The sequence below is a fragment of the Sphingobium agri genome, assembly GCF_023051225.1.
In the GTDB taxonomy this organism is placed as follows: Bacteria; Pseudomonadota; Alphaproteobacteria; order Sphingomonadales; family Sphingomonadaceae; genus Sphingobium; species Sphingobium agri.
On record NZ_JALKHS010000007.1, the window covers coordinates 53,792 to 76,914 of the forward strand.

A 23,123-nucleotide genomic window follows, 5' to 3' on the forward strand; every position below is an offset into this window, starting at 1 on the left:
ATCAGGCCCGCTTGCGCGCGGGAGCCTTGGTAGCAGAGCTCCGCCGGGCCGCCGGTTTCTTTGCTGCAGGCTTTGCCGCCGCGCCTTTCGCCCCACTATCGACAGACTTCTTGAGCGCGGCCATCAGGTCGATCACATTGCCGCTGCGCTTGGCAGGCGCTTCGTCCTCATCCTCGATGATGCGGCGACCCTTGGCCTTCTTCTTCTTGTCGATGAGCCTTTCGAGCGCATCGACATAGCGGTCGTGGAAGCTGTCCGGCTTGAACGGCGCCGTCTTTTTCTCGATCAGCGCCTCCGCTAGGTCGAGCAGTTCCGGGTCGGGCTTTACATCGTCTATTTCACGGAAATAGGATTGGGCCTTGTTGACCTCATCGGCATATCGGAGCGTCTCCAGCACCATTCCGCGTCCACACGGCTTCAGGGAAACAATATATTCCCGCCCGCGCATCGCGAGCTGGCCCAATCCGACTTTCCTCGCCCGGCGCAAAGCTTCCCGCAGGACGACAAAGGCTTCCTCGGCAAGATCGTCGGCGGGCACGACATAATAGGGCCGCTCATAATAGAGAACGTCGATCTCGTCGGCATCGACAAACTGGGTCAGTTCCAGCGTCTTCTTGCTCTCCAGCTTCACCGCTTCGATCTCGTCGGGCTGGAGCAGGACATAGTCGCCCTTGCTGACCTCAAAGCCTTTGACGATGTCCTCGGGCTTCACTGGCCCCAGTCCGGGCACTGTCTTTTCATATCGCACCCGCTTGCCGCTGGGCTCATGGATCTGGTGGAAGGCGATCTGCGCGCCAGACTTGGTAGCAGCGTAGATTTCAACGGGGATGGAGACGAGAGCAAGCCTGATCTGCCCCTGCCAATATGCACGCGCCGCCATGGTCCAACCTCCTTGCCATCGAGAAAAATGCGCAGCCCGGCACAAGGGTTCCGGGATCAAGCAGCGCATCTTCCCTTCGCATGATGCCGGTAAATCCGACGAGGCGCTTTCGAACTGCGCCGAAATGGCCTAAGCTGACCGGATCAGCAGCTAAAGGACATGCCGAATGCAATTCCTACGGACTGCCTTCTGGGTTGTCTTGGCCGTCGCGATCGCCCTTTTTTGCAAGGCGAACAACCGGCCGACCGAAATCAAGATTTGGGGTGACATAGTTTGGGAGACACGTATCTGGTTTCCCATCCTGATCGCATTCCTCGCGGGGTGCCTTCCCTTCTGGATCATGGCACGCACAACGCGCTGGCGGATGAAGCGGAAGCTGGAAAATACCGAGCGTGCCCTTGTGGCGGCGACTGCGACGGCGGCGCCTGCTTCCCTGCCCAGCGACACCGCTGACCATCTTACGACCGCTTCACCTTCCCACCCTGTCACAGGAACAGCATGAGCAGCCCCATCTACGTCGCCATAGACACCCCCGACCTCAGCAAAGCTCAGGATTTGGCCGGGCGCGTGCGCGGGCATGTCGGCGGGTTGAAGCTGGGGCTCGAATTTTTCTGCGCGCATGGCCATCATGGCGTGCGGGAGATGATGAAGTTCGACCTCCCGATCTTCCTCGACCTCAAGCTTCATGACATACCCAACACGGTGGCAAAAGCCGTGCAGGCGCTCAACGGGCTGGAGCCAGCGATCCTCACCGTGCATGCAGCCGGCGGCCGCGCCATGCTGGAGGATGCAAAGGCGGCGGCGGGCATCAATACGAAGGTGGTGGCAGTCACCGTCCTTACCAGCCTCGACAACAGTGACCTTCAGGACATCGGGGTCGGCGGCAGGGCGGAAGATCAGGTAACACGGCTCGCCGATCTTGCGCGAAGTGCCGGGTTGGACGGCATCGTCTGTTCGGGGGAAGAAGTCGCGCTTGCGAAACGGGCCTGGGCCGACGGATATTTTGTGGTGCCAGGCGTGCGTCCGCAAGGAGGTGCCATGGGCGACCAGAAGCGGGCTGTGACGCCGCGAGAAGCTCTGGATCGTGGCGCGTCGATCCTCGTCGTGGGCAGGCCCATCAGCTTGGCGGAAAATCCGGATCAGGCTGCACGAGAGATCGAAGCAACATTGTAAGAGAGTGGTGAGATGGGAGGACCGGCCAACGCCAGTCCTCCCCTCCCGTCAGAAGCGCCAGCCTACGCTGGCTACGACCTGATGACGGTCAGTATCGATATCGAACTCGCTGCTGGTCGCGCCATTGACGAAGTCGATATGAGCGCTGTCATATTTCGAGTAACGATATTCCAGCTTACCGAACATATTTTCGTTGAACGCGCGCTCAACGCCACCGCCGACCCGCCAGCCGTCCAGCTTGAAGGCCGTGTCGGTGGACTGATTGGTGTCGCCTGCGAGCACGTTCAACTTGGTGTTGGTGTAGCCACCCTTCACATAGACGAGCGTGTTGGGGCTGGCGAGAATACCCGCGCGCGCGCCGATGTAGAGGTCACGCCCTTGGCTGACCCGGCCAAAGCCGAACTGGTCGGTGAAAGGATTCCGGCTGCTCTTGGCAGTAGAGTCGGTGAATTCGCCTTCAACACCGACGACAGCGCTGCCAAGGTTGAAGTCATAACCGGCGCCGACGCCATAGAGCAGGCCATCGATCGACTGGTCATCATCGCCATTGTCATTGTCCACGCTGCTGCCCGCGCCGGTATGGTCATAGCCTAAAATCGCTTCGACCCGAGGCCCGGTGAAAGTGGCTCCAGCATCCTGGGCCAGGGCGGGAGCGGCTACGGCCGATCCGGCCAGCAAGGTTGCGACCATTATTTTCCGCATAGGGTACTCCATTGTCACTCACCTCCTTCAGGAGGAAGTGCTGGAAGTCCCAAGCACAGCTCATGGTTTCATGAACCCAAGATAAACGGCTGAAAATGTGGCATTTGGGCAACGAAATCGGTGTCGCCCCGAACTCAATAGTCTTTCGAAATGCGCACATTTGCGCTCTCTCGTCCAAGCGTAGAGATCGCCGCCAGCAGGGAAAGCCAACGTGTCACCTGATATTCTATGCGCGTCGCTGAGTAGCCTTGGCCGTCGGTGATAAGTTCGACATAGGTCTTGCGCGTCAGATATTTTCCCGCCGCGATGGAGGTTCCCTGCCCCTGCGTAGGATCGGCCGCGATGATCCTCAGGCGATCCAGCCCAGCAGCCTTGCGCACGGCATTGATCGGATCGAGCCCGCCTTCGCCCTGCAATGATCCCACCGCCGATGCGAGCTGCAATGCCTCTGGCGCGGAAAGATTGGTGATCGAGGTCCCGAACAGAATGCGGGACAGCAGTTCGTCCTGCGGCAAGGCGGGAATACTGGTGAAACTGATGTCGGGCTTCAGACCGGTTCCACCCACATGGATCATCGCCTTGAGGTCGCTGACGTCTGCCTCGGCATCGATGTCGAGCGTCGGATTAGCGGGCGTGCGGCCGTCGAACTGGATCTTGCCTTCGCGCAATTCAAAACGGCGCCCGGCGAAAGTGTAGCCACCCCGGATCAACTCTGCCGTGCCAGAGATCGCCGGGCTGGTAACGGTTCCCCCGATGTCCAGGTTGGCGCGCCACTCGCTGTCCAGCCCCAGTCCCCTGACCGTCAGGCGATTTCGCGCACGGGCCTTGACCGCCATAGCCCATGGCCGACTTGCCCGAGGGCGCTCGACTTCTTCCCCATTGCGGTTGACCTCTGTCACTCGCAACTCGGGGATTTGAGCGATGGCGGCCGCGCGCCCGAGCGTGAAGCGGCTGCGGTTGAGCAGCAGATCGCCACCGATGGTGCCGTTGACGCCATCCGAACGCAGAGTGATCGGGCCAGTGACAGTCGCGGCTATGTCGTCCCGCTCCAGCAGCGCGGCATTTTCCGCCTGCAGGCGCAAATCCATGCCGACGCCCGCGATACCGGCGAAAGTGAAGCTGCCCGTACCTGTCACGATGCCGCCATTCTTGGCGGTAGCGGTGAAGCTGGACATGACAAGTTGCGCGCCCGAAAATCTTCCCCGCGCTTGCACATCGTGCAGCCGCATGCCGGTGACCGCACTGGTTATCGCTGCACTATCCGTTGCAAGCGCGCCGGTGATGACCGGATTGCCTAGCGTACCCCGCGCATCGGCAGACACACTCACGGGTCCGGATATGTCCACGATCTCGACTCCGGTCAGCCGCCAAAGGGTATCAGCGGCGCCCCTCAGTCGAAGCTGCCCGAACAGCGGCGCGCTATTGAGCCGGTCGACAAGGCTTCCCTGCGTGCCAAGCGGCGTCAGCAGCACCTGAGCCCTTCCGATCGTCTGGCCATCGGCTGCGAACAGCATGCGTGCCGCCAACCGGTCCGGCATGAGAACGGCGTTGATCCCCGCGTCCACCGGACGGGAACTGAGGGACAATCCCGACCGCGACAAGCCGCGGACGCGCAGTTCCGCCTTGCCGCTGGGCATGCCGCCACGGCTGTGAACATAGGTCAGCGAGCCCGTGGCTGTCCCCCCAAGGCCAAGATCGTCATAGACGATATCCAGCAGCGAAAGAGGGAGCTTTTGCACACGGCTTTCGATCCGGGTCGTCTGCCCGCTCAGCTCTCCACCCAATTGCAGCGAGCCGCCCGCATAGCTGATGGTCACGGGGGACAGCCGCCAGCCGTCCGCGCTGCGGGTCAACAGCGCTGACCGCGTCAACCGGATCGGGCGCTTGTCGATCGTCCCGCGAGCCGCGACACGGATACGGTCTGGTTCCACCTGCGCTTCGCCCTGAAGGTCGAAAAGGCGCCCGCGCTGTCCTGACAGGCTGGACTTTACAGTGCCATAGCCGCCTTTCAGGTCTGCATTGGCCGCCAATCTGCCGATCAGGACGCCACCAACACGCAGTCCCCTGGCTTGCATCACCGCGTTGATCGACGTTCCCGACGGGTCAAGCAGGACGGTCGCATCCAGCTTGCCGCGACGGACGGCGATGGCCGTTGGTCCATCAAAGCTGGCGTCTGTGGCGTCGAGTTTCAAAACCAGTTGCTGGACAGCGTTGATCGGCGCGAACGCGATACTTCCCTTGACAGGCCCGGCCACATTCAGCTGCCCTTCAAGACCGCCAGTCACCGGGCGCAGATCGCCGCTTGCCACAACACCGGATACCGCGAGCTTTGCCACTCTCACTACCGCCTGGCCTCCGCGCGGCAGCAGGATCTGGCCAGCACCGGTGAAGGGGCCAAGCATCGAGCCGCCTTGGGCCGTAAACTGATAACCGGCGCTGTCCGGCACGAGATGCGCCCGCATCCCCGCGACGCCCAGCGCGTCCAGCGGCCGATCAAGCAGCAGATCGATCGTCGGCTGTTCGATCTTGCCGTCCAGCGTCAGACGCAAAGGCCCATATTGCTTGTGGGTTCCACTGCCCTCGAAATGGAAACTCCTGTCGGGGCGCCGGTAGCCATTGGCGGCAAGGCTGAGCAACGGCGCTTCCAAGCGCAAGCCCGTGAACATCAGTCGCTTGTCCGGCGCGAGCGAAAGGCCGCTCTTTACCACGGGAAGGCCTCCGCCCAAGCTGCGCAGGAAGCTGTTGTCCAACCGGCGCATCCGCGCCATCGCAGTCCCGCTCAAACCAAAAGCACCGTTCTTCCCCGGCACCGCGCGTAATTTGGAGGTCAGGTCCACGATGCCGAGGCCGCGAATGGCCAGGCCGCGTATCTGCCCATCCAGACCAAAATCATAGCGCCCGGTCTTGAGGTCCGCGAGCATGACGAACTTGCCGCTCAGCTTGTCGGAGCGGATCGGCATGGGATTGCTGATGAGTTGCTGGCCCTTGATCTGCAGCACACCGTCGAGCACGAAATTGCGGACGATGCCTTCGACAAGCTCCCCCTGTCCATCCAGTCGCCGTGCGCGCAAATGGACGGGGATGAGCAACGGCGCGTTGGCAGCCTTGCGCCCTTTGCCCTCGGCGCGGACATCGCTGATCAGGGTGCGGTCGAAAGCCAGCTGCCGAGCCCTTAGCAGATATTCGTAGCCGAACCCGGCGAAGGGACCGTCAAGCCGCACGCGGGCGGTGACGTCCCGCCCGCGCATCGACTTCAGCAATGCCTGGGGCCGGACAAGGCTCACATCGATCAGCAGATTGTCGAACGCGGAGTTGCGTAGATCGAGCGCCCCATCTGCCTTCAACTGCATCGCCTCCGATCGCAGCGACAGCTTGCCGTCAACGATCCGGTTTGTCAGAGACCCCCTAGCTTCTATTGAAAGGCGCGGCGCGGACAGGCGCTGTACCAGTCCCTTGCCCGCTACCGCCTGCGCCTCGATCGATCCCGTTGCTGAATAGGTGCCGCTGCGCGCCGCCAACATGAGGTCGATCGCCGGTTCGCTGTCCAGCGTGCCGGACAAGCGCCCGTCCCAGCGGGTCCAGCTCCCCTTTCCCCGAACTCGCAGGTTGCCGTCCTGCCGCAGCCCTGCGATGTTCGCCAGAACGCCACCCGATGGGGCGTTCACCGTCACATCCAGATCGAACCGGTCATCGTCGGGCCGACTGTCGAGCGCGAGGTTTATCGCGTCCTCCTGCCCCAACACGCGCGCGGAAAGATCGATAACGGCCCTCCGCCCCCTGATGTCGGCATCGCCGGAAATGGTTGCCTGCTGCACCTTGCCGCTGATGCTGTCGTCGATGGTCAGCCGCCCGACCGAAAACTGCATCAACCGGATGTCGAAGCTTGGGAGGATGGGGCCTTGCTGCTTGGCGGGGTTGAGGCGGGGCAGCTTGTGCAGCGTTGCAGCCGGTATATTGAGCCGATCGATATCCAGACGGTTTGAAAGCCACGCCAGCGGCCACCAGTCTAGCTCTACCCGCGGCGCCGTTAGAAAAGCGCCCTTCGGGTCTGCAACCGTCACGCCATGCAGGACGGCCCGGCGATAGATGCTGCCTTCGATACGATCGACATGGATGCGCAAACCTGACGGCGGGCTGATCTTGTCGATACGCGTGATGAGAAAGCGGTGCCCCGCCGACGTGTCCAGCCATATAAGCGCTGCTGCCGATATGACGACCAGCAGGGCCAGCAGCCCGGTAATCCAGCGCTGCCACGGACCGTCCCATGCGCGGTGCCGCCGCAGGGGCTGCTGGATATCCTCCGCCATCAGAAAGCCTGGCCCAAGGACACATAGACAGCGACGCGGGGATCGCCCTTTTGCGGGTTCAACGGCGTGCCGACATCAATCCGGATCGGACCGAAGCTGCTATAATAGCGAAGGCCCAAGCCCGCCCCGATGCGCAGATCGCGGAAACGCGGCAGGAAGCTGGTGGAGATGTTGCCTGCGTCGATGAAGGGCACGACGCCGAAATTGCCGAACCGGACGCGTGACTCCAGCGAGAATTCGGCCAGGCTCTTGCCGCCGATCGGGTCGTTGTTCGCGTCGCGTGGGCCGATATCCTGATAGCCATAGCCCCTGACCGAAGCGCCGCCGCCCGCGTAGAAACGGCGCGATGGCGCAATCCGGTCGACCGTCGAACCCAATATGGTGCCGAAGCGGGCGCGCGCCGCCAGGACCACGCGCTCAGTCATCGGCTGATAGACGCTGCCGTCGATCTGCACCCGGGAATAGCCGAAGGTGCCGTTCTGGAAGGACAGCTCAGGACTGAACCTGCCGCCCAGGCGGAAACCCCGGCTGGGATTCAGCAGATCGTCGCTACCATCATAGGTCAGGCTGAGCGGCACTGCGCCGATAAGGAAGGTTCGCCGGTTCCCGCCGCTGAACGCATCCTTCTCGTCCGATGCGATCAGTTCCGCTCCGACCCGCCACACCCATTTTTTCTGAAAGAGGATGTTGGTTTGCCGTTCGAGCGCCCCGGACAGGGTGATCGTGCGGGCGTCATAAGCGTCGCGCTTGATGTTGCTGATCGACACAAGTCCGGTCAGCACATGATCGCGCTCCCGGAAATTATTGCGCCGGTAGGTGAAGGATGCTGTCTGCTCCTGCGTTCCCAGAACACCGCGCAATGTGACGGCACCTTCGGGCGGGAACAGGTTGCGGTGCTGCCAGCTGACGGCGGCACGATAGCCTTCTCCGGTGCCATAGCCCAATTCGCCCGCAATGGTCCGCAACGGTGCTGGGCGTACATCGACCGCCAGGTCGACATGCTCTCCGTCACCAGCGTCCTTGGGGGTCAATGTGACCGAAGATATGAGCCCGGTGGCGACGATCGCTCCGCGCAGGTCCTCGACATCCGATATGTTATAGGGATCGCCCCGTTCGAAGCGCGCAATCCGCGCCACATGACGAGCGCTGAAGAGCTTTTCATTGTTGAGGATGATCGAGCCGAAAGTCCGGTAGGCGCCGGGCGTAACGACGATATCCAGCTCTCCCTTGCGCTCTTCATGATCGATCCGCACTTCCGGTTCGCCGACGCTCGCGAAGGGAAAGCCATTCTCGCTGAGCGCGAGCGACAAAGAGGCCTGCCCCGCCAGGATCGCATCGGCATCGACGGGATCGCCCACCTGGACAGCGAAGGCTTCGCGCAATTTCGCTTCGCGCTCGCCCGCCTCATTCAATCCCGGGAGATCGACGGAAGCAAGCTGATAACGGGGCCCCGCTGCTATATCGAACTGCACAGCGAGCCGGTCTTCAGTGCCGGGCAAGACGGAAATGGCACTGCGGACGCGCGCGGCATAATAGCCTTTGGCTCGCAACAGCCGCTCGAGCAGTTCGCTATCTTCCTTAATCCGCCTGTTTATCTGGGCGATATTGGCAGGCTTCCCTTCGCCTTCCCGCAGGACCGACAATTGCTTGAACCGACTGTCGAACTGCGGGTCAGCGATCTGGTCCGCGCCATTGAGCTGCACCAAGTAACGCTTTTCTTCGCCGGAGTCCGCGAAGGCCGCCACCTCGGCAGGCACTTCGTCACCGGGGTCCGGAACGGCGGCATCAGCCACTTGCCCGGCCATATCTGGAGCGTCCAGGGGGTCGGGCGGCAAGGATGTGACGGTATCAGCCTGTCCAAGGTCGGGCCATGCGACACCCAGGTCGGGCATGGGATCAAGGGGCAGGTCCTGATCGACCGCCCCCGCGGGCGGTTCGGCGCTCTGGGCGTGCACGACAGGAGCCGCCAAAAGCAGAGGCAGGAGGAGAAGCCGGGAGGCTTGCGACATGGCTGATACGCGGCGGCAAGGCCGCAAGCCCGTATTCATATCAGCGGTCTAGCCCAAGTTAGAAAGGAAGCGCCAGCCTGTAAGATGGCCGATGACGGGCGATTGCCGTTTAAAAGGCAGTGTTCAGGCGATCCATCAGCGCGCGCGCCGGGCTGCTTTCCACCTGACCCCGAGGACGCGCCATATGATCCATCCGGTCCTGCAGGCGTGCGACGCGGCCATATAGTTCCTGGCTGGCGTCGATCAGTGCGCGGGCGGCAAAGGGGAAAGCGGCCGCAATGTCCGGGTCCGTTTCCGTTGCGCGGCCCAGACGGTATTTTTCGTCCACCAGGTCCGCGTCCGAGATTTCGCCACGTTGCCACGCGCGCTGGCTGAGCAGCCAGGCGATGATGTGCATCAGCCGGGTCGTGACCTTGAGGGATTCGCAAGCGAAAGACACGCGGCGAAGTGGATCCTGCAGCTCAGCCTCTGTCGTATCGCGATGGTCGAAATAGGCACGCGCTTCATCGGCCATCACCATGGCTTCCAGATACAGGCCATCGACCAGACGCCGATGCAAACCACGGTCAAGAGTGACGGACGGAGACATGGACCGAATCACTGACATAAAAGCTGCTGCTTGTCAGTTAAGATGCAGCGGACATGGGCTGGATTGTCTCATTCAGGGCCGTTGTTAACCAACAAACAGGCGGATATGCGATCAGGCGATGATGTCCGGGACGAGCGCATCCTCAAGAAGCGCTATTTCATCGCGCAACCGGAGCTTGCGCTTCTTGAGTCGGGCGACCTGCATCTGGTCACGGCCGCCGGCATCGACGAGGGCTTCGATCGCGCCGTCAAGGTCGCGATGCTCGACTCGCAGCAGTTCCAGCCGTCGCATGATGTCTTCCCGGCTCACCCACTACCCACTTTCTCGGCCATGTTGCGGACAGCATCCTGATAACTCCGCAAACCCGGTCGGACCATCGCAAATTTGCACGCGGCCCGTCGCAAAGCCCGGTTAGCGCGAAGACATGAGGGGCGAATCATGATCTACTCATTCGTCCATTACCCTCATCAGGAGAATGTCATGGAAAACAGCCACATTTCAGCTCTTTCAGCCAAGCATGCCGGCCTTGAAGCGCGGATCAAGGCGGAGACGAGTCGGCCGATGCCCGATGCAATCCTGGTTGCTTCGCTTAAAAAGCAGAAATTGCGGGTGAAAGAGGAAATGACGCGGAATTGATCCGGCATTTTGAGAAGGGCGAGCGAAAGTTCGCCCTTTCCTCATTTTGAGCGCACGGAATGCGGCGTCGCTGAAGGCGGGCCGCTTTTTTCATGAAGGAAATAGCGGGAAAACCGCGTTTTGCTATTTTAGCGTCCTATCTGGTGGAGGCGCAGATAGGAAGGAGCGCGGGAGGTGGTGCCGGAGGCCACGGGTTTGCGGGCAAGCGCAGGGTCGATCTCATGATCGAATGCAATACCGATCTTGCCATCTTTCGACCAGACGACGCGGCCGCTGACCCGCCCGACCCCGCGTAGGTCGAGGACGATCGCGGCATCCGCAGGCACGGGCCGTTCGCAATCGGCCATGAGCCCGGTCGCCGACAGGTTGCGCACGCGGGCGCGGCCGAGCGGCTTGCCCTCCTCCGTCGCCAGATTGGTGAGCAGGAACAGGCTGTCCCGCGGACCCGACCGTGCCGGACCCCGTTCTGCCATTTCCTGATCCTTATCCATGTCCAATACCTTGCAATGACCCGTTTATTTGCCGGGACATTGGCAGGGATCGGTGGATAAAGCGTTAATCGTCGCGCGAGACCTTTTCCTGCCGCTCGTGCCGTTCCTGCGCCTCGACGGTCATGGTCGCGATCGGACGAGCTTCGAGACGACCGAGCGAAATGGGTTCGCCGGTCACTTCGCAATAGCCATATTCGCCATCATCGATGCGGCGGAGCGCAGCGTCGATCTTGGAAATGAGCTTGCGCTGGCGGTCGCGGGTGCGCAGTTCGATCGACCAGTCGGTCTCGCTCGACGCGCGGTCGTTGAGGTCGGGCTCGCGAAGGGGTTCATTCTGCAGCACGGCCAGCGTGCCTTCCGCCTCAGCCAGGATCTGCTTCTTCCAGTCCCAGAGGCGCTGGCGGAAATATTCGAGCTGGAGGGGATTCATGAACTCTTCGTCGGGCGAAGGACGATAGTCGGGGGGAAGTATAACAGCCGATTTCGGCGGATTATGGCCGTCTTTATCGGAATTCAGGACCGATGCCATCTGGCTCTCCGACTCGAGAGGCTCCGGCTCAAAAGCGCCGGTAGCCCGTGACTTATGATTGACGGCGCCTAATAACGAGCGGCGCGGGACGACACAAGCGCGCAATCATCAGCCATGCAGAGAGGCAAGAGCGCCGAGGAGGGGAACGGGTCCCTCCCCGCCCGATTCCGCCCCTCATCCGCCAGCACCGGCTGCAAAGAAAAACACAATCCAATCGTTAACAACCAGCGTATCAAAACGAGACGTTAACCATAAAGATTGGTGCTGTTCTACATCGCCCACCAACTTATAGCCTATATTCAAGGTTAATGACGTTGAAGTTGAACTGTTCTTCCCCCTTTTTAGAAGCACAGAACAGTTTCATGGCTGCCAAAGGCGACTGACGCGGCCCGAAGCTTCAAGACGAAGAAGAGTGGATAGCTATGTCGGTACGGATGGCACTGGCCAAATTATGCGCTTTCACCTGCGGTGGCGCGATCATCGGGGGTGGCGCCGTCCATGTCGCGGAGAGCGCGCGCCCGGCCGTGGTCAAGAGCACCAAGAGCGTGAAGGCCGCGCCAAAGCGCTATGCCGTCCGCCCGATCAAGCGCAAGATCGTGAAGCGGGCCGCCCCCCGCAAGCCGCAGACCATCACTGTGGTGACGCAAGGCGCGCCCATTCCCCTGCCCGCTCCACTTCCAGCGGCTGAAATGCCCATGTCCGGCGGCGGCGCTGCCCCGGTGGTGCTGGCGGGCGGCGGCGGCGGCTTTGGCGGGGGCGGTTTCTTCGGAGGATTTTTCGGCGGCAGCGGCGGTGGCAGCAGCGGCGGATCGGTGGTGATTTCCTCGACCAGCAGCTCGACGGGCGGCATCAGCAGTTCGACGAGCTCTACGACGGGCGGCGTGTCGACATCGACCGGCGGAGTCTCCACCTCGACTGGTGGCGTGTCCACGTCGAGCGGCAATGTGTCGACGTCGAGCGGAAACGTCTCGACCTCCAGCGGGAATGTCTCCACGTCCAGCGGCAACGTGACGAGCAGTTCTTCGACGTCCACCTCCAGCGGCAATGTGACGAGCAGCTCGTCGACGTCCACCTCCAGCTCTACCTCGTCCTCGACGTCGTCCAGCACATCCTCGTCCACGTCGACATCGTCGAGCACATCTTCCTCGACCTCGTCCAGCAGCTCGGGCGGTTCCACCAGCAGCGGCGGGCATGATGTGCCTGCGCCGCCGATGGTGTTGCTGTTCGGCGCGGGCGCGGTCGCGCTGGTCGCGCGGCGGCGCTTTGCCGAGCGGAAGGCGAAGCGGGACTGAAGCTTTGGGTATCGACGAGCCTGTGCCTTCTTGACCAGGCTTGGCCGTTTGGAAAGAAGCAGAGGGCCCGTTCGACTGCCTGCTTGCAGAAGGCGATCAGGACGGGCTTAGACAGGCTCAGCCCGAACGGAGACAGTGGTTGGAGCTAAGATTTACCGGAGCCGGAGGTGGGCGTTAGCTGCCCGGATCCGGCCATTTCAGCCTTTCACGCGGGGGCGTGCAGAAGGGGCGGCTTGTGGGGGGCCGCCCCTTTTTTCGTTGGCAAGCTCAACTCTGGGCGATGATCTTTTCGATTTCCGGAACCGGATGGTTGGAAAGATCCTTGGCGATTTCGCCCACCAGGCGGCTCTGCACTTCCTTGTGATAATGTTTGCGCATTTCGCCGAGCGCGCTCGGCGGAGCGACGATGATCAGCTTTTCGAAATCATTGGCGAGCGCGCGACGCTTGAGCATGTCAGCCGCTTCGACGGCGAAGCGCGCCTCTTCCTGTTCATGATAGTCGGTCTTGCCCATGGTCGCCTGACCACCAATGATTGATGGCGCTTTCCCCGCCAGATCGGTGGATTGATCGCGATCTGCGGGATTTTCCTGAACCTTCACTGTTTCCGCTTCCAGATTTGGCGCCATGCGGTCGCCCTTGTTCCGGAAGAACAGCATCTTGCGACCATCGGCCACCAGCACCATTGCGTCATGATCGATCCACATCAGCGGCTCCTTTCCTTACGTCTTGCAGTCCCTAACGGACGGGAGCGCGCAGGGTTGCGCGGCTGATCGCGGAACGGCATAGGGCTGACCCATGCACGACATCCGTTTCATCCGCGAAAATCCCGCAGCTTTCGACGTCGGCCTTGACCGTAGGGGGTTTGCCGCTTCAAGCGCGGACATATTGGCGCTGGATGAGCGCAGCCGGGCGATCAAGACCGAATTGCAGCAGGGCCAGGCGCGCCGGAATGAGGCGAGCAAGGCCATCGGCGCGGCCATGGCGGCCAAGGACATGGAGAAGGCCGAGACGCTGAAGGCCGAAGTCGCGGCGCTGAAGGAAAGCATGCCCGCGCTGGAGAATGAAGACCGGGAGGTGAGCGAGAAGCTGCACGCGCTGCTGGCGGCCATTCCCAACCTGCCAGCCGCAGATGTGCCCGAGGGCGCGGACGAGGCGGACAATGTCGAGGTGAGCCGCTGGGGTGAGCCGCGCGCGTTCGACTTTGCGCCGCAGGATCATGCCGATTTCGGTCCGGCGCTGGGGCTGGATTTCGAGGGTGCAGCGGCGCTTTCGGGCGCTCGCTTTGCGGCGTTGCGCGGGCAGATCGCGCGGCTGCACCGGGCGCTGGCGCAATATATGCTGGACCGCCAGTCGGGCGACAATGGCTATGAGGAAGTGAACCCGCCGCTTCTGGTGCGGGACGAGGCGCTGTTCGGCACGGGGCAGCTGCCGAAATTTGCCGAGGACCTGTTCCGCACGACCGATGGCCGCTGGCTGATCCCGACCGCCGAAGTCTCCCTCACCAATCTGGTGCGCGAGCAGATTGTCGATGTCGCCAGCCTGCCGATGCGGTTGACGGCGTTGACCCCCTGTTTCCGGTCGGAAGCGGGATCGGCGGGACGCGATACGCGCGGCTTCATCCGCCAGCATCAGTTCGAGAAGGTGGAACTGATCGCCATCTGCAAGCCCGAAGAGTCGGAGGCCGAACATGAGCGCATGTGCGCGGCGGCCGAAGGCGTGTTGCAGGCGCTGGGCCTGCCCTATCGCAAGGTGCTGCTGTGCACCGGCGACATGGGATTTGCGGCGGCGAAGACATTCGACCTGGAAGTGTGGTTGCCGAGCCAGCAGACCTATCGCGAGATCAGCTCCATTTCCAATTGCGGCGATTTCCAGGCGCGGCGGATGAATGCGCGGTTCAAGCCGGAGGGCGAGAAGCAGACGCGCTTCCTGCATACCCTGAACGGGTCGGGGCTCGCCGTGGGTCGGACGCTGGTCGCGGTGCTGGAAAATTACCAGCAGGAAGATGGCAGCGTGATCGTGCCTGAGGTGTTGAAGCCTTATATGGGTGGGATTGACAAGCTGGAGCCGAGGTAAGGCTTCCGTCTTGCGCCGTCACCCCAGCGTAGGCTGGGGTCTCAGGCCGGGTTGTGCGACATTTCCTGAGATCCCAGCTTTCGCTGGGATGACGGTAGGAAGAAGGGTTGAAGAAGCTGCATGCGCGTCCTGTTGACCAATGACGATGGGGTGCATGCGCCCGGCCTCAAGGTGCTGGAGGAGATTGCGCGGACGCTGTCGGACGATATCTGGATCGTCGCGCCTGCCGAGGAGCAGTCAGGCGCGGGGCACAGCCTGACGCTGACCCGGCCGTTGCGCATCCGACAGCATGGCGAGAAACATTATAGCGTCACCGGCACGCCGACCGATGCGGTGATGATGGCGGTCGGGCACCTGATGAAGGATGCCAAGCCCGACCTGTTGCTGTCGGGCGTCAATCGCGGGGCCAATCTGGCCGAGGACGTCACCTATTCGGGCACGGTGTCCGCCGCGATGGAGGGGGCGATTTCCGGCATCAAGTCGATCGCGCTGAGCCAGGTCTATGCGCGCGAGGGGATGGGCGATGCAGTGCCATTCGCCGCTGCGCGTGCCTGGGGTGAGAAGGTGCTGCGCCCGCTGGTCGACATGCCCGCGAGCCCGCGCCTGCTGTTCAACGTCAACTTCCCCGCGATCGACGCCGATGCGGTGAAGGGCATTCGCGTGGTGCGGCAGGGTTTCCATGACGTCGATCGCACGCATATCTTGGAGGGGACCGATCCGCGCGGCTATCGTTATTACTGGTTCGGGCTTGGCAGCAGCTCTTCGGTGCCGGAGGGCAGTGATCTGGCCGCGATCGCGGAAGGCTATGTGACCGTAACGCCGCTCCATTACGACCTGACGCAGGATGGAGCGATGGCGGCGACGGCGCGGTTGTTCGAGGCGTGAGGGGCGACCGGCGCGCGCGATGAGGATCAACCCCGCCCGCCCTCCCCTGGCGCAGACCGGCTTCCTGCGGCGGCGGTCCTCCATGCCGGTATGGGTCGATCTCGCCTGGCGGGTGGGATTGGTGTTCGGGCTGATCGCGCTGGTGCTGCTGATCCACTGGGTCGGGCGCGATGGGCTGAAGGACAATCTGGACGACCAGATCAGCTTTGTTGACGTACTCTATTTCACGACCGTCACCGTGACGACGGTCGGCTATGGCGACATCGTACCGGTGAGCCCGGAAGCGCGGCTGTTCGAGGCGCTGCTGGTGACGCCGATCCGGCTGTTCGTATGGCTGATCTTTCTGGGGACGGCCTATAATCTCTTTTTCCGCAACATCTTCTACAGGTGGCGCATGGCTCGCATTCAGGCCGATCTGCATAATCACATTATCGTCACCGGTTTTGGCACCAGCGGGAGCGAGGCGGTGCGGGAACTGCTGGCACGGGGCGTCGATCCGCGCGAGATCGTGGTGGTCGATCCGCAGGAAAAGCCGCTGGTGGAGGCGGAGGATCTGGGCTGCAACGTGATGTGCGGCGATTCGACGCGGGACAAGACGCTGAAGGATGTGGCAATCGATCGGGCGCGATCCATGATCGTGTCGGCCGGGCGGGACGATACGTCGATCCTAATCACGCTGACGGCGCGGCATCTGGCCCCTCGGCTGCCGATCAGCATCGTCGTGCGGAACGAGGATAATGAGCTGCCCGCGCGGCAGGCTGGCGCGACGACGGTGATCAACCCGGTGAGCTTTGCCGGGCTGCTGCTGGCGGGGAGCACGAGCGGGCGGCATATCGCGGACTATATGGCGGACCTGGCGGCGTCCGGCGGCGCGGTGAAACTGCATGAACGCCCGGCCGTGGCGGAGGAGATCGGCGGGCCGCTCTCGGCGATCCGCACCGGGCTGGGCGTGCGCATCTATCGTGGCGAGCGGGTCATCGGCTTTTGGGAAGAGGGGGCACAAAGGCTGGAGCCCGGCGACCTTATCATCGAGATTGTTCAAGGGCATGGCGTGGGTGAGGCGCCCAGCCCCGGCTGATCTTTCGCACGGGCGTGACATTTGGCGCGAAAATCCCTATGTGCGCGCCGATCATGGCAACCAAAATTCCCGAAGCGCCGAAGGTCGGCATGGTGTCGCTCGGCTGTCCGAAGAACCTCGTCGATTCCGAGCGCATTCTGACCAAGCTGCGGTCCGACGGCTATCTGATGTCGGCCGATTATGCCGGGGCAGACGTGGTGCTGGTCAATACCTGCGGTTTCCTCGATTCCGCGAAGGAAGAGTCGCTGGAGGCGATCGGCGAGGCGATCGCGGAGAATGGCCGCGTCATCGTGACGGGCTGCATGGGCGACGAGGCGGAACTGATCCGCCAGAAATTCCCGCAGGTGCTGGCCGTTACGGGCGCGCATCAATATGAGCAGGTGGTGAATGCGGTGCATGACGCGTCGCCGCCGGTGCCCAACGCCTTTGTTGATCTGGTGCCCGAAGGCGGGCTGAAGCTGACGCCGCGCCACTACAGCTACCTCAAGATTTCGGAAGGCTGCAACCACCGCTGCTCCTTCTGCATCATCCCGTCGATCCGGGGCGACCTGGTGTCGCGCAGGATCGATGCGGTGCTGCGCGAGGCGGAGAAGCTGGTCGCGGCTGGCACGAAGGAACTGCTGGTGATCAGCCAGGACACGTCGGCCTATGGCGTCGATACGCGGCATGATCCGCGCCAGTGGAAGGGCCGCGAGGTGCGCGCGCATATGACCGACCTGGCCCGCGAATTGGGCCAGTTGCGGACGAGCGAGGGCGCGGCTCCGTGGGTGCGGCTGCACTATGTCTACCCCTATCCGCATGTGGATCACGTCATTCCGCTGATGGCCGAGGGGCTGCTGACGCCCTATCTCGACATTCCGTTCCAGCATGCATCGCCCAATGTGCTGAAAGCCATGAAGCGCCCCGCGAACGAGGCGAAGGTGCTGGACCGTATCCGCAAGTGGCGGGACATCTGCCCGGACATCGCGATCCGTTCGAGCTTCGTCGTCGGCTTCCCCGGCGAGACGGAGGCGGATTTCCAATATCTGCTCGACTGGCTGGACGAGGCGCAGCTGGACCGCGTGGGCGCGTTCCGGTTCGAGCCGGTGGAAGGAGCGGCAGCCAATGACTTGCCGGGTGCGGTGCCGGAAGAGGTTAAGGAAGAACGCTATCAGCGGATCATGGAAAAGACCGCCGCGATCTCGGCCGCCAAGTTGCAGGCGAAGGTCGGGCGCGTGCTGCCGGTGATCATCGACGAGGTGGGCGAAGCGGACGAGGACGGTTCGGTCGGCGCGACCGCCCGGAGCCAGGCAGATGCGCCGGAGATCGACGGCAATGTGTTCCTGCGCGATGTTGGTGAAGGGCTGAAAGCTGGCGACATCCTGGATGTGGTGATCGAGGATGCCGACGAGCATGATCTTTATGGCGCGCCGGTGGCTTAGACACGCTTGGCCGAAGGCTTCGGTCGGTTAGAGCAAAGTGCCTTGGATCTGAATCTCTCGTCCGTTCGGGCTGAGCCTGTCGAAGCCTGTCCTGAGCGCCAGCTGCAAGCAGGCAGTCGAAGGGCGCTCTTCTTCCTGAAGGAAGTAGGCCCTTCGACAAGCTCAGGGCGAACGGGGAGAGGTGTCGTTATGAGCCTCCCGCGAACGCGTTCTGATATTCGGTCTTGATCGCCTTCCGCATGGCGGCGTCTACCGCGAGCGGGACTTCATAGGTTCCTTCCGAATAGGGGCCCGCGCTATAGGGGCCGACGACGACGACGATCCGGTCTATCAGCTTGCCGCCGCGCGATGTAGGGACGAGCACTTCCTTCATCGGATCGATACATTGGGTGAAGGGATCATCGCCCCGCATGATCGGCCCTCCCCGCTTTTTCGCGCGGGCCTTGTCCAGGCCGTCGCAGAAGGACGTGCGGATGGCTTCGGCAAAGGCGGCGGGTGAGGTCATGAGCGCGTTCACGCTGGTTTCCCGCTTGCGCGCCTTGTCCCACAGCAGCACGTCATAGCCCGTCATGCCATGCGCGCCGCCCGTATAGGTGTAGCGGCTGGAGCGAAGCGACAGGAAGCGCGGCGTATCGGCCGCGACGGTCCAGCGCGTCTCCAGACTATGCGCGTGGAAGGGAAAGCCGGACTGCTGCGCCGATTTCCGGTCGTCCGCAGCCATCTTAAGCGCGTCCACCTTGCCGCTTTCCATATCCTTGCGCAATTTGGCGGCGATCTGCGGCACGGCAGATGCCTGGGCGGGCCAGGCGTAGAGAAACTCCAGCAGATCGGTCTTTTCAGCCTGCTGGAAAGGCTCGGACGGCGGCTTGGGTTGTTCCGCGCCTGCCATGCGGTTGAGGAAGTTTGCCGTAGCGGCATCTTCACCCTTGTCGGCGCGCCCCTCCGGCTGATCACTGGCGGTCGGGGTGCAGGCACAGAGAAAGAGGGCCAGTCCTGCGACCGGCCCCGCCTTCTTTCGCATCATCGATTGCTGCATCAATGCGGCTTGGCCGCCAGACAGCGCTCGCTGATCGCCTTGCGGGCATAGCTGCTCTGAAGAGCGGCGGAGGCATTCGGCCAGCCTTCCGCGATCAGGGCTTGTTCGACCGCATGTGCGCCGTCGAACCTTCCGCTTTCCGCCAGTTGATAGGCACGTGCACGGAGCGCCTGCTGCCGCGCATCATCGCCATGCATAACCATGTCTCTCTCCTTGCCAGTTAGCGTTGACATCAATCTAGGCCTTTCGCGCCTGAGGCGCAAACATGGCGAGGGCAGATGGAGACGGCAGCGCGGCGAAAATGGGGCTTTCCAACCCTGCCATCCTTGTCCAAACCCTGCCCATGACCGACTATTCCGACCTGCTGAAAGCAGATAACAACCAGCCCGCCCATATGATCCGGATCGTCGATGCGGAAAGCTTCGAAAGCTGGCTTTCCGCCCAGCCGCAGCGAGTGCGCGCCATCGTTGCCGCCCAGAAATTCGCGGGCAAGGGTTATGAGCATGCGATCATTCCGGGCGACGAGCCTTCGGACTGGTCGGTGGTCGCGGGGGTCGCGAACAGGTCGAAACTCAGCAGCTGGTGCCTCGCCAAGCTGGCGGAGACATTGCCCGAGGGGCAATATCGGTTGGCGGAGGGGATGGCCGGGCCAGCCATGCTTGGCTGGCTGACGGCGCAATACAGGTTCGACCGCTATCGCCGCGACGACAATGCCGCTGGGCCGCGCGTGCTGCTGACCGGCGAGGTGGCGCAGATCGACGCGACGGTCAGGCTGGCGGAGGCGGTGGCGCTGGTGCGCGACCTCGTCAATATTCCGGCGGGCGACATGGGGCCTGCGCAACTGGAGGAGGAAGCGGCGAAGGTCGCGGAAAGCTTTGGCGCGCGCTTCACGGTGACGAAGGGCGACCCGCTGGAGCAGGGCTTTCCGATGATCCATGCCGTGGGGCGGGCGGCGGGCAAGGAGTTTGCCCCGCGCCTGATCGAACTGCGCTGGGGCGATCTCAAGCATCCGCGCGTCGCCATCGTCGGCAAGGGCATCTGCTTCGACAGCGGCGGACTGGACATCAAGCCGTCATCGGCCATGCGCCTGATGAAGAAGGATATGGGCGGTGCGGCACATGCGCTGGCGCTCGCCAGGCTCATTATGGGCGCGCGCCTGCCAGTGCAGTTGCATGTTCTGATCCCGGCGGCGGAAAATGCGGTGGGCGCGAACGCTTTCCGGCCAGGGGACATATTGCGCAGCCGCAAGGGGCTGACGGTGGAAATCGGCAATACCGATGCGGAAGGACGGCTAGTGCTGGCCGACGCCCTGACGCTGGCGGGCGAAGATGATCCGGAGCTTGTCATCGATTATGCCACGCTGACGGGCGCGGCGCGGGTCGCCGTTGGACCCGACCTCCCTGCCCTCTTCACCAATGATGATGCATTGGCGGCAGAGATGGACGCGGGGGGCAGCGAAGTGGACGACCCGAGCTGGCGCCTGCCATTATGGGATGGCTATGCCGACATGCTGAAGTCGGACATCGCCGACATCAACAATGCGGGCGAAGGCGGCTTTGCTGGCGCGATCACTGCCGCACTGTTCCTGAAGCGGTTCGTGCCGGACAAGGCGAAATGGATTCATCTCGACACCTTCGCCTGGCGGCCGTCGCCAAAGCCGGGGCGGCCCAAGGGTGGTGAGGCATTGGGCCTGCGCGCCGTTTTCCGTCTGCTGGAACAACGTTATGAAAATTCAGGGCGGAAATGATCCTGTGGCATGAGGCCGTTACGCAACCGGATTGTGCATTATGCGTTACGGGGGCATGGATGCCGCCTCTGCACATGATCAGAGCTCTGAGCTCAACCGCCCCGGTCTGAAACAACTCGGCCAATGGATGCGAACGCTGGTCGATTATGTGCGATCCGGCAGGCCCGACCTCACCAATCGGCAAATGGCGCTGATGATGACAGTGTACATCAGCTCCGGGCCGCATACGGTCAGGGGACTCGCGGAAGCGCTGCATGTGTCGAAGCCAGTGATTACCCGGGCGCTGAACAAGCTTTCCGCGCTCGGATATCTTCGCCGGGAGCGCGATGCGGCCGACCGGCGCAATATTTTCATCACCCGGACCGCCAAAGGGGCGGAATTCCTTGACGCGTTTCACCATTTCATCGCAGGAACCGGCCGCGATGAACGCCACGACTTCAACTCTGCGGAACGCACCGCCTGAACGCATCCGGTTCAAACTGGACGGCCGCTCCGTCAAGCTGGACAGCCGCATCCATGCCGCGCGCGGCGATCTTGCCGACTTGTCGTTGGCAGGGGTGCTGTTTTCAGCCCATTACGCCCGCTCGATCGAACTGACCTGCGTCGCGGCGGGAACGCCGGTCCTTGCCTCAGCGACGGTTACCGCGACTGCGGTAAGCGAATTGCTGCGCGGCGAAAGCTTTCATGCGCTGGACGTCACGACCGACTGGGCCTGGGGCTTTTGCGGGCATGACGGCTATGTCGGCTATGTACGGCGGGACGCGCTGGACGTGCACGAACAGACCGATCATCGGGTCTTTGCTGGTACAGCGCCCCTGTTCAGCGCGGCCGATATCAAGTCGCCCATTCGCGACTATTGGCCGGGCGGCGCGCTTTTCACGGGCAAGGCGGAGGGCGGCTTCGTCGCCTGCGCCGAAGGATATGTGCATGAGCGCCATGCCGTGGGCGCCGAAGTTCTGGAAAGCGATTGGGTCGCGGTGGCGCTGCGCTATCTGGGCCAGCCCTATGTGTGGGGTGGGCGCGGCCATCGCGGCATCGACTGTTCGGGGCTTGTCCAGGTCGCGCTTGGCCAGTGCGGGATCAAGGCGCCGCGCGACACGGACTTGCAGCGCGAGGGCATTGGCAGCCCCCTGCCCTCCGACGAGCCGTTGAGGCGGGGCGACTTCGTTTTCTTCCCCGGCCATGTCGGCATCATGACGGACGGCGACAATCTGCTGCATGCCAATGCGCACTGGATGGCCGTGGTGGTCGAACCCTTGGCCGACGTGGTCGCCCGGCTGGCGGATGATCATGCAGAACCCATTATTTCGCGGCGGAGGATCGGCGCGTGACTCACAAGATTTTCATCGATGGCGGGGTCGGCACCACCGGGCTTGAGATTGTCGAGCGGCTTTCCGGACGGCCCGAACTGTCCTTCATCACGCTGGACGAAGACAAGCGCAAGGATGCGGCGGCACGGCGGGAGGCTTTGAACGCCGCCGATATCGTGATCCTGTGCCTGCCTGATGACGCCGCGCGCGAAGCGGTGGCCTTGATCGACAATGACCGCACGCGCGTGATCGATGCGTCCACCGCTCATCGCGTGGCGGATGGGTGGACCTATGGTTTTGCCGAGCTGGAGCCGGGTCATCGGGAAAAGCTGGCAAAAGCGCGGTTCGTGTCCAACCCGGGCTGCTGGCCGACCGGCTTCCTGGCGCTGGTGCGGCCGCTGGTGCTGGGCGGACTGCTGCCAGCAGACTGGCCGGTGACGGTGTCGGGCGCGTCGGGCTATTCCGGCGGCGGCAAGGCGATGATTGCGGAATATGAGGGCGAAGGCTGCGCCCCCAGCGCTTTCCGGCCCTATGGGCTTAGCCTGACGCACAAGCATATCCCGGAAATGCTGCGCTATTCGGGGCTGTCGCATCCGCCGATCTTTGCGCCAGCGGTGGCTAACGCCTATCGCGGCATGATCGTCGAGGTGCCCTTGCAGCTGCGCGCGATGGCCGGTGCGCCCAAGGTTGCCGACATTCATGCGGCGCTGGCGGATGCTTATGCGGGATCGCCGATCGTGAGCGTTGCTTCGCTTGAGGAAAGCGCGGGGCTTGGCCAGGTCGCGATCGAGCATGTCGGAGCGACGGATCGGCTGGCGCTGTTCGTCTTCGGCAATGACGATGCGGGTCAGGTGCGGCTGGTGGCGGCGCTCGACAATCTGGGCAAGGGTGCGGCGGGTGCTGCGGTGCAGAACCTCAACATCCTAGCGGGATTGCCGGAGACGGCCGGGCTGCGGCTCTGAAC

General features: G+C 62.9%; 24 protein-coding genes. 12 read left to right on the forward strand and 12 right to left on the reverse strand.

Annotation, left to right across the window (positions count from 1 at the left end; translation table 11 throughout):
- Position 1: 1 nt before the first annotated feature.
- Entirely contained in the window at positions 2 to 880 is an 879-nt protein-coding gene (gene ku, locus MU848_RS10800; RefSeq protein ID WP_247231846.1) for a non-homologous end joining protein Ku, read from the reverse strand.
- A gap of 166 nt (positions 881 to 1,046) precedes the next feature.
- Between ku and MU848_RS10805 the strand changes: the two genes are divergently transcribed.
- On the forward strand, positions 1,047 to 1,382 hold the full coding sequence (locus tag MU848_RS10805) for a hypothetical protein (RefSeq protein WP_247231848.1): 336 nt from the start codon (positions 1,047 to 1,049) through the stop codon (positions 1,380 to 1,382).
- Positions 1,379 to 2,053: an orotidine-5'-phosphate decarboxylase gene (pyrF, locus tag MU848_RS10810; RefSeq protein WP_247231850.1), complete on the forward strand. Its 675-nt coding sequence runs from the start codon at positions 1,379 to 1,381 to the stop codon at positions 2,051 to 2,053. The genes MU848_RS10805 and pyrF overlap by 4 nt, the downstream gene beginning before the upstream one ends.
- Positions 2,054 to 2,101: 48 nt before the next feature.
- Here the strand turns inward: pyrF and MU848_RS10815 are convergent, their stop codons facing one another.
- From MU848_RS10815 to MU848_RS10835, 5 genes are all read right to left on the reverse strand, one after another.
- A complete protein-coding gene (locus tag MU848_RS10815; RefSeq protein ID WP_201513438.1) occupies positions 2,102 to 2,755 on the reverse strand; it encodes an outer membrane protein in 654 nt (217 codons plus the stop codon).
- 134 nt (positions 2,756 to 2,889) lie between these two features.
- Positions 2,890 to 7,062 carry a translocation/assembly module TamB domain-containing protein gene (locus MU848_RS10820; protein WP_247231852.1) on the reverse strand — a complete coding sequence of 1,391 codons (4,173 nt, stop codon included), beginning with the start codon at positions 7,060 to 7,062 and terminating at the stop codon, positions 2,890 to 2,892.
- Positions 7,062 to 9,110, reverse strand: coding sequence for an autotransporter assembly complex protein TamA (locus tag MU848_RS10825; protein WP_247231855.1), 2,049 nt, complete (start codon positions 9,108 to 9,110; stop codon positions 7,062 to 7,064). The genes MU848_RS10820 and MU848_RS10825 overlap by 1 nt, the downstream gene beginning before the upstream one ends.
- Positions 9,111 to 9,180: 70 nt before the next feature.
- Positions 9,181 to 9,660 carry a DUF1465 family protein gene (locus MU848_RS10830; RefSeq protein ID WP_097091165.1) on the reverse strand — a complete coding sequence of 160 codons (480 nt, stop codon included), beginning with the start codon at positions 9,658 to 9,660 and terminating at the stop codon, positions 9,181 to 9,183.
- A 111-nt stretch (positions 9,661 to 9,771) separates the two neighbouring features.
- Complete coding sequence (locus MU848_RS10835) at positions 9,772 to 9,951, reverse strand: YdcH family protein (protein ID WP_097092714.1); 180 nt, start codon at positions 9,949 to 9,951, stop codon at positions 9,772 to 9,774.
- Between the two features lie 189 nt (positions 9,952 to 10,140).
- On the opposite strand from MU848_RS10835, the gene MU848_RS10840 reads away from it, so the two are divergent.
- Positions 10,141 to 10,296 carry a YdcH family protein gene (locus MU848_RS10840; RefSeq protein ID WP_097092713.1) on the forward strand — a complete coding sequence of 52 codons (156 nt, stop codon included), beginning with the start codon at positions 10,141 to 10,143 and terminating at the stop codon, positions 10,294 to 10,296.
- A 128-nt stretch (positions 10,297 to 10,424) separates the two neighbouring features.
- On the opposite strand, the gene MU848_RS10845 is transcribed toward MU848_RS10840, so the two are convergent.
- From MU848_RS10845 to MU848_RS10855, 3 genes are all read right to left on the reverse strand, one after another.
- Entirely contained in the window at positions 10,425 to 10,787 is a 363-nt protein-coding gene (locus MU848_RS10845; protein ID WP_247231857.1) for a PilZ domain-containing protein, read from the reverse strand.
- A 64-nt stretch (positions 10,788 to 10,851) separates the two neighbouring features.
- Positions 10,852 to 11,316 carry an RNA polymerase-binding protein DksA gene (gene dksA / locus MU848_RS10850; protein ID WP_097091163.1) on the reverse strand — a complete coding sequence of 155 codons (465 nt, stop codon included), beginning with the start codon at positions 11,314 to 11,316 and terminating at the stop codon, positions 10,852 to 10,854.
- 565 nt (positions 11,317 to 11,881) lie between these two features.
- The gene (locus tag MU848_RS10855; protein WP_247231860.1) at positions 11,882 to 12,493 is read right to left on the reverse strand and encodes a hypothetical protein; all 612 of its coding nucleotides are present in this window, start codon (positions 12,491 to 12,493) and stop codon (positions 11,882 to 11,884) included.
- Positions 12,494 to 12,512: 19 nt separating this feature from the next.
- Here MU848_RS10855 and MU848_RS10860 point away from each other — a divergent pair, with 19 nt between their 5' ends.
- Positions 12,513 to 12,608: a PEP-CTERM sorting domain-containing protein gene (locus MU848_RS10860; protein WP_141397805.1), complete on the forward strand. Its 96-nt coding sequence runs from the start codon at positions 12,513 to 12,515 to the stop codon at positions 12,606 to 12,608.
- Positions 12,609 to 12,875: 267 nt separating this feature from the next.
- On the opposite strand, the gene MU848_RS10865 is transcribed toward MU848_RS10860, so the two are convergent.
- Entirely contained in the window at positions 12,876 to 13,313 is a 438-nt protein-coding gene (locus tag MU848_RS10865; protein WP_097091161.1) for a host attachment family protein, read from the reverse strand.
- A gap of 91 nt (positions 13,314 to 13,404) precedes the next feature.
- Here MU848_RS10865 and serS point away from each other — a divergent pair, with 91 nt between their 5' ends.
- The 4 genes from serS (at position 13,405) to rimO (ending at position 18,066) form a co-directional block, all read left to right on the forward strand.
- A complete protein-coding gene (gene serS / locus MU848_RS10870) occupies positions 13,405 to 14,682 on the forward strand; it encodes a serine--tRNA ligase (RefSeq protein WP_247231862.1) in 1,278 nt (425 codons plus the stop codon).
- A 120-nt stretch (positions 14,683 to 14,802) separates the two neighbouring features.
- Positions 14,803 to 15,567: a 5'/3'-nucleotidase SurE gene (gene surE / locus MU848_RS10875; RefSeq protein ID WP_247231864.1), complete on the forward strand. Its 765-nt coding sequence runs from the start codon at positions 14,803 to 14,805 to the stop codon at positions 15,565 to 15,567.
- Positions 15,568 to 15,586: 19 nt separating this feature from the next.
- Entirely contained in the window at positions 15,587 to 16,645 is a 1,059-nt protein-coding gene (locus MU848_RS10880) for a potassium channel family protein (protein WP_247231865.1), read from the forward strand.
- A gap of 38 nt (positions 16,646 to 16,683) precedes the next feature.
- Entirely contained in the window at positions 16,684 to 18,066 is a 1,383-nt protein-coding gene (gene rimO, locus MU848_RS10885) for a 30S ribosomal protein S12 methylthiotransferase RimO (RefSeq protein ID WP_247231867.1), read from the forward strand.
- Positions 18,067 to 18,253: 187 nt separating this feature from the next.
- Here rimO and MU848_RS10890 read toward each other — a convergent pair whose 3' ends face one another.
- Positions 18,254 to 19,090 (reverse strand): DUF4163 domain-containing protein, encoded by an 837-nt coding sequence (locus MU848_RS10890; protein WP_380800694.1) that lies wholly within the window; start codon positions 19,088 to 19,090, stop codon positions 18,254 to 18,256.
- Positions 19,091 to 19,101: 11 nt separating this feature from the next.
- Complete coding sequence (locus MU848_RS10895) at positions 19,102 to 19,305, reverse strand: hypothetical protein (protein ID WP_201513430.1); 204 nt, start codon at positions 19,303 to 19,305, stop codon at positions 19,102 to 19,104.
- Between the two features lie 140 nt (positions 19,306 to 19,445).
- On the opposite strand from MU848_RS10895, the gene MU848_RS10900 reads away from it, so the two are divergent.
- From MU848_RS10900 to argC, 4 genes are read left to right on the forward strand one after another with little or no spacing between them, the layout of a single operon-like run.
- On the forward strand, positions 19,446 to 20,849 hold the full coding sequence (locus tag MU848_RS10900) for a leucyl aminopeptidase family protein (protein ID WP_247231939.1): 1,404 nt from the start codon (positions 19,446 to 19,448) through the stop codon (positions 20,847 to 20,849).
- Between the two features lie 55 nt (positions 20,850 to 20,904).
- Positions 20,905 to 21,312: a MarR family winged helix-turn-helix transcriptional regulator gene (locus MU848_RS10905; protein WP_097091154.1), complete on the forward strand. Its 408-nt coding sequence runs from the start codon at positions 20,905 to 20,907 to the stop codon at positions 21,310 to 21,312.
- Positions 21,272 to 22,180, forward strand: coding sequence for a C40 family peptidase (locus MU848_RS10910; protein ID WP_247231871.1), 909 nt, complete (start codon positions 21,272 to 21,274; stop codon positions 22,178 to 22,180). Before MU848_RS10905 ends, MU848_RS10910 begins: the two co-directional genes overlap by 41 nt.
- Complete coding sequence (argC, locus tag MU848_RS10915; RefSeq protein WP_247231873.1) at positions 22,177 to 23,121, forward strand: N-acetyl-gamma-glutamyl-phosphate reductase; 945 nt, start codon at positions 22,177 to 22,179, stop codon at positions 23,119 to 23,121. The genes MU848_RS10910 and argC overlap by 4 nt, the downstream gene beginning before the upstream one ends.
- Positions 23,122 to 23,123: the final 2 nt, after the last annotated feature.

Coding starts and splice junctions, on each gene's coding strand:
- ku (WP_247231846.1), bottom strand. CDS start 880: ATGGCGGCGCGTGCATATTGGCAGGGGCAGATCAGGCTTGCTCTCGTC.
- MU848_RS10805 (WP_247231848.1), top strand. CDS start 1,047: ATGCAATTCCTACGGACTGCCTTCTGGGTTGTCTTGGCCGTCGCGATC.
- pyrF (WP_247231850.1), top strand. CDS start 1,379: ATGAGCAGCCCCATCTACGTCGCCATAGACACCCCCGACCTCAGCAAA.
- MU848_RS10815 (WP_201513438.1), bottom strand. CDS start 2,755: ATGCGGAAAATAATGGTCGCAACCTTGCTGGCCGGATCGGCCGTAGCC.
- MU848_RS10820 (WP_247231852.1), bottom strand. CDS start 7,062: ATGGCGGAGGATATCCAGCAGCCCCTGCGGCGGCACCGCGCATGGGAC.
- MU848_RS10825 (WP_247231855.1), bottom strand. CDS start 9,110: ATGAATACGGGCTTGCGGCCTTGCCGCCGCGTATCAGCCATGTCGCAA.
- MU848_RS10830 (WP_097091165.1), bottom strand. CDS start 9,660: ATGTCTCCGTCCGTCACTCTTGACCGTGGTTTGCATCGGCGTCTGGTC.
- MU848_RS10835 (WP_097092714.1), bottom strand. CDS start 9,951: ATGCGACGGCTGGAACTGCTGCGAGTCGAGCATCGCGACCTTGACGGC.
- MU848_RS10840 (WP_097092713.1), top strand. CDS start 10,141: ATGGAAAACAGCCACATTTCAGCTCTTTCAGCCAAGCATGCCGGCCTT.
- MU848_RS10845 (WP_247231857.1), bottom strand. CDS start 10,787: ATGGATAAGGATCAGGAAATGGCAGAACGGGGTCCGGCACGGTCGGGT.
- dksA (WP_097091163.1), bottom strand. CDS start 11,316: ATGGCATCGGTCCTGAATTCCGATAAAGACGGCCATAATCCGCCGAAA.
- MU848_RS10865 (WP_097091161.1), bottom strand. CDS start 13,313: ATGTGGATCGATCATGACGCAATGGTGCTGGTGGCCGATGGTCGCAAG.
- serS (WP_247231862.1), top strand. CDS start 13,405: ATGCACGACATCCGTTTCATCCGCGAAAATCCCGCAGCTTTCGACGTC.
- surE (WP_247231864.1), top strand. CDS start 14,803: ATGCGCGTCCTGTTGACCAATGACGATGGGGTGCATGCGCCCGGCCTC.
- MU848_RS10880 (WP_247231865.1), top strand. CDS start 15,587: ATGAGGATCAACCCCGCCCGCCCTCCCCTGGCGCAGACCGGCTTCCTG.
- rimO (WP_247231867.1), top strand. CDS start 16,684: ATGTGCGCGCCGATCATGGCAACCAAAATTCCCGAAGCGCCGAAGGTC.
- MU848_RS10890 (WP_380800694.1), bottom strand. CDS start 19,090: ATGATGCGAAAGAAGGCGGGGCCGGTCGCAGGACTGGCCCTCTTTCTC.
- MU848_RS10895 (WP_201513430.1), bottom strand. CDS start 19,305: ATGGTTATGCATGGCGATGATGCGCGGCAGCAGGCGCTCCGTGCACGT.
- MU848_RS10900 (WP_247231939.1), top strand. CDS start 19,446: ATGACCGACTATTCCGACCTGCTGAAAGCAGATAACAACCAGCCCGCC.
- MU848_RS10905 (WP_097091154.1), top strand. CDS start 20,905: ATGGATGCCGCCTCTGCACATGATCAGAGCTCTGAGCTCAACCGCCCC.
- MU848_RS10910 (WP_247231871.1), top strand. CDS start 21,272: ATGAACGCCACGACTTCAACTCTGCGGAACGCACCGCCTGAACGCATC.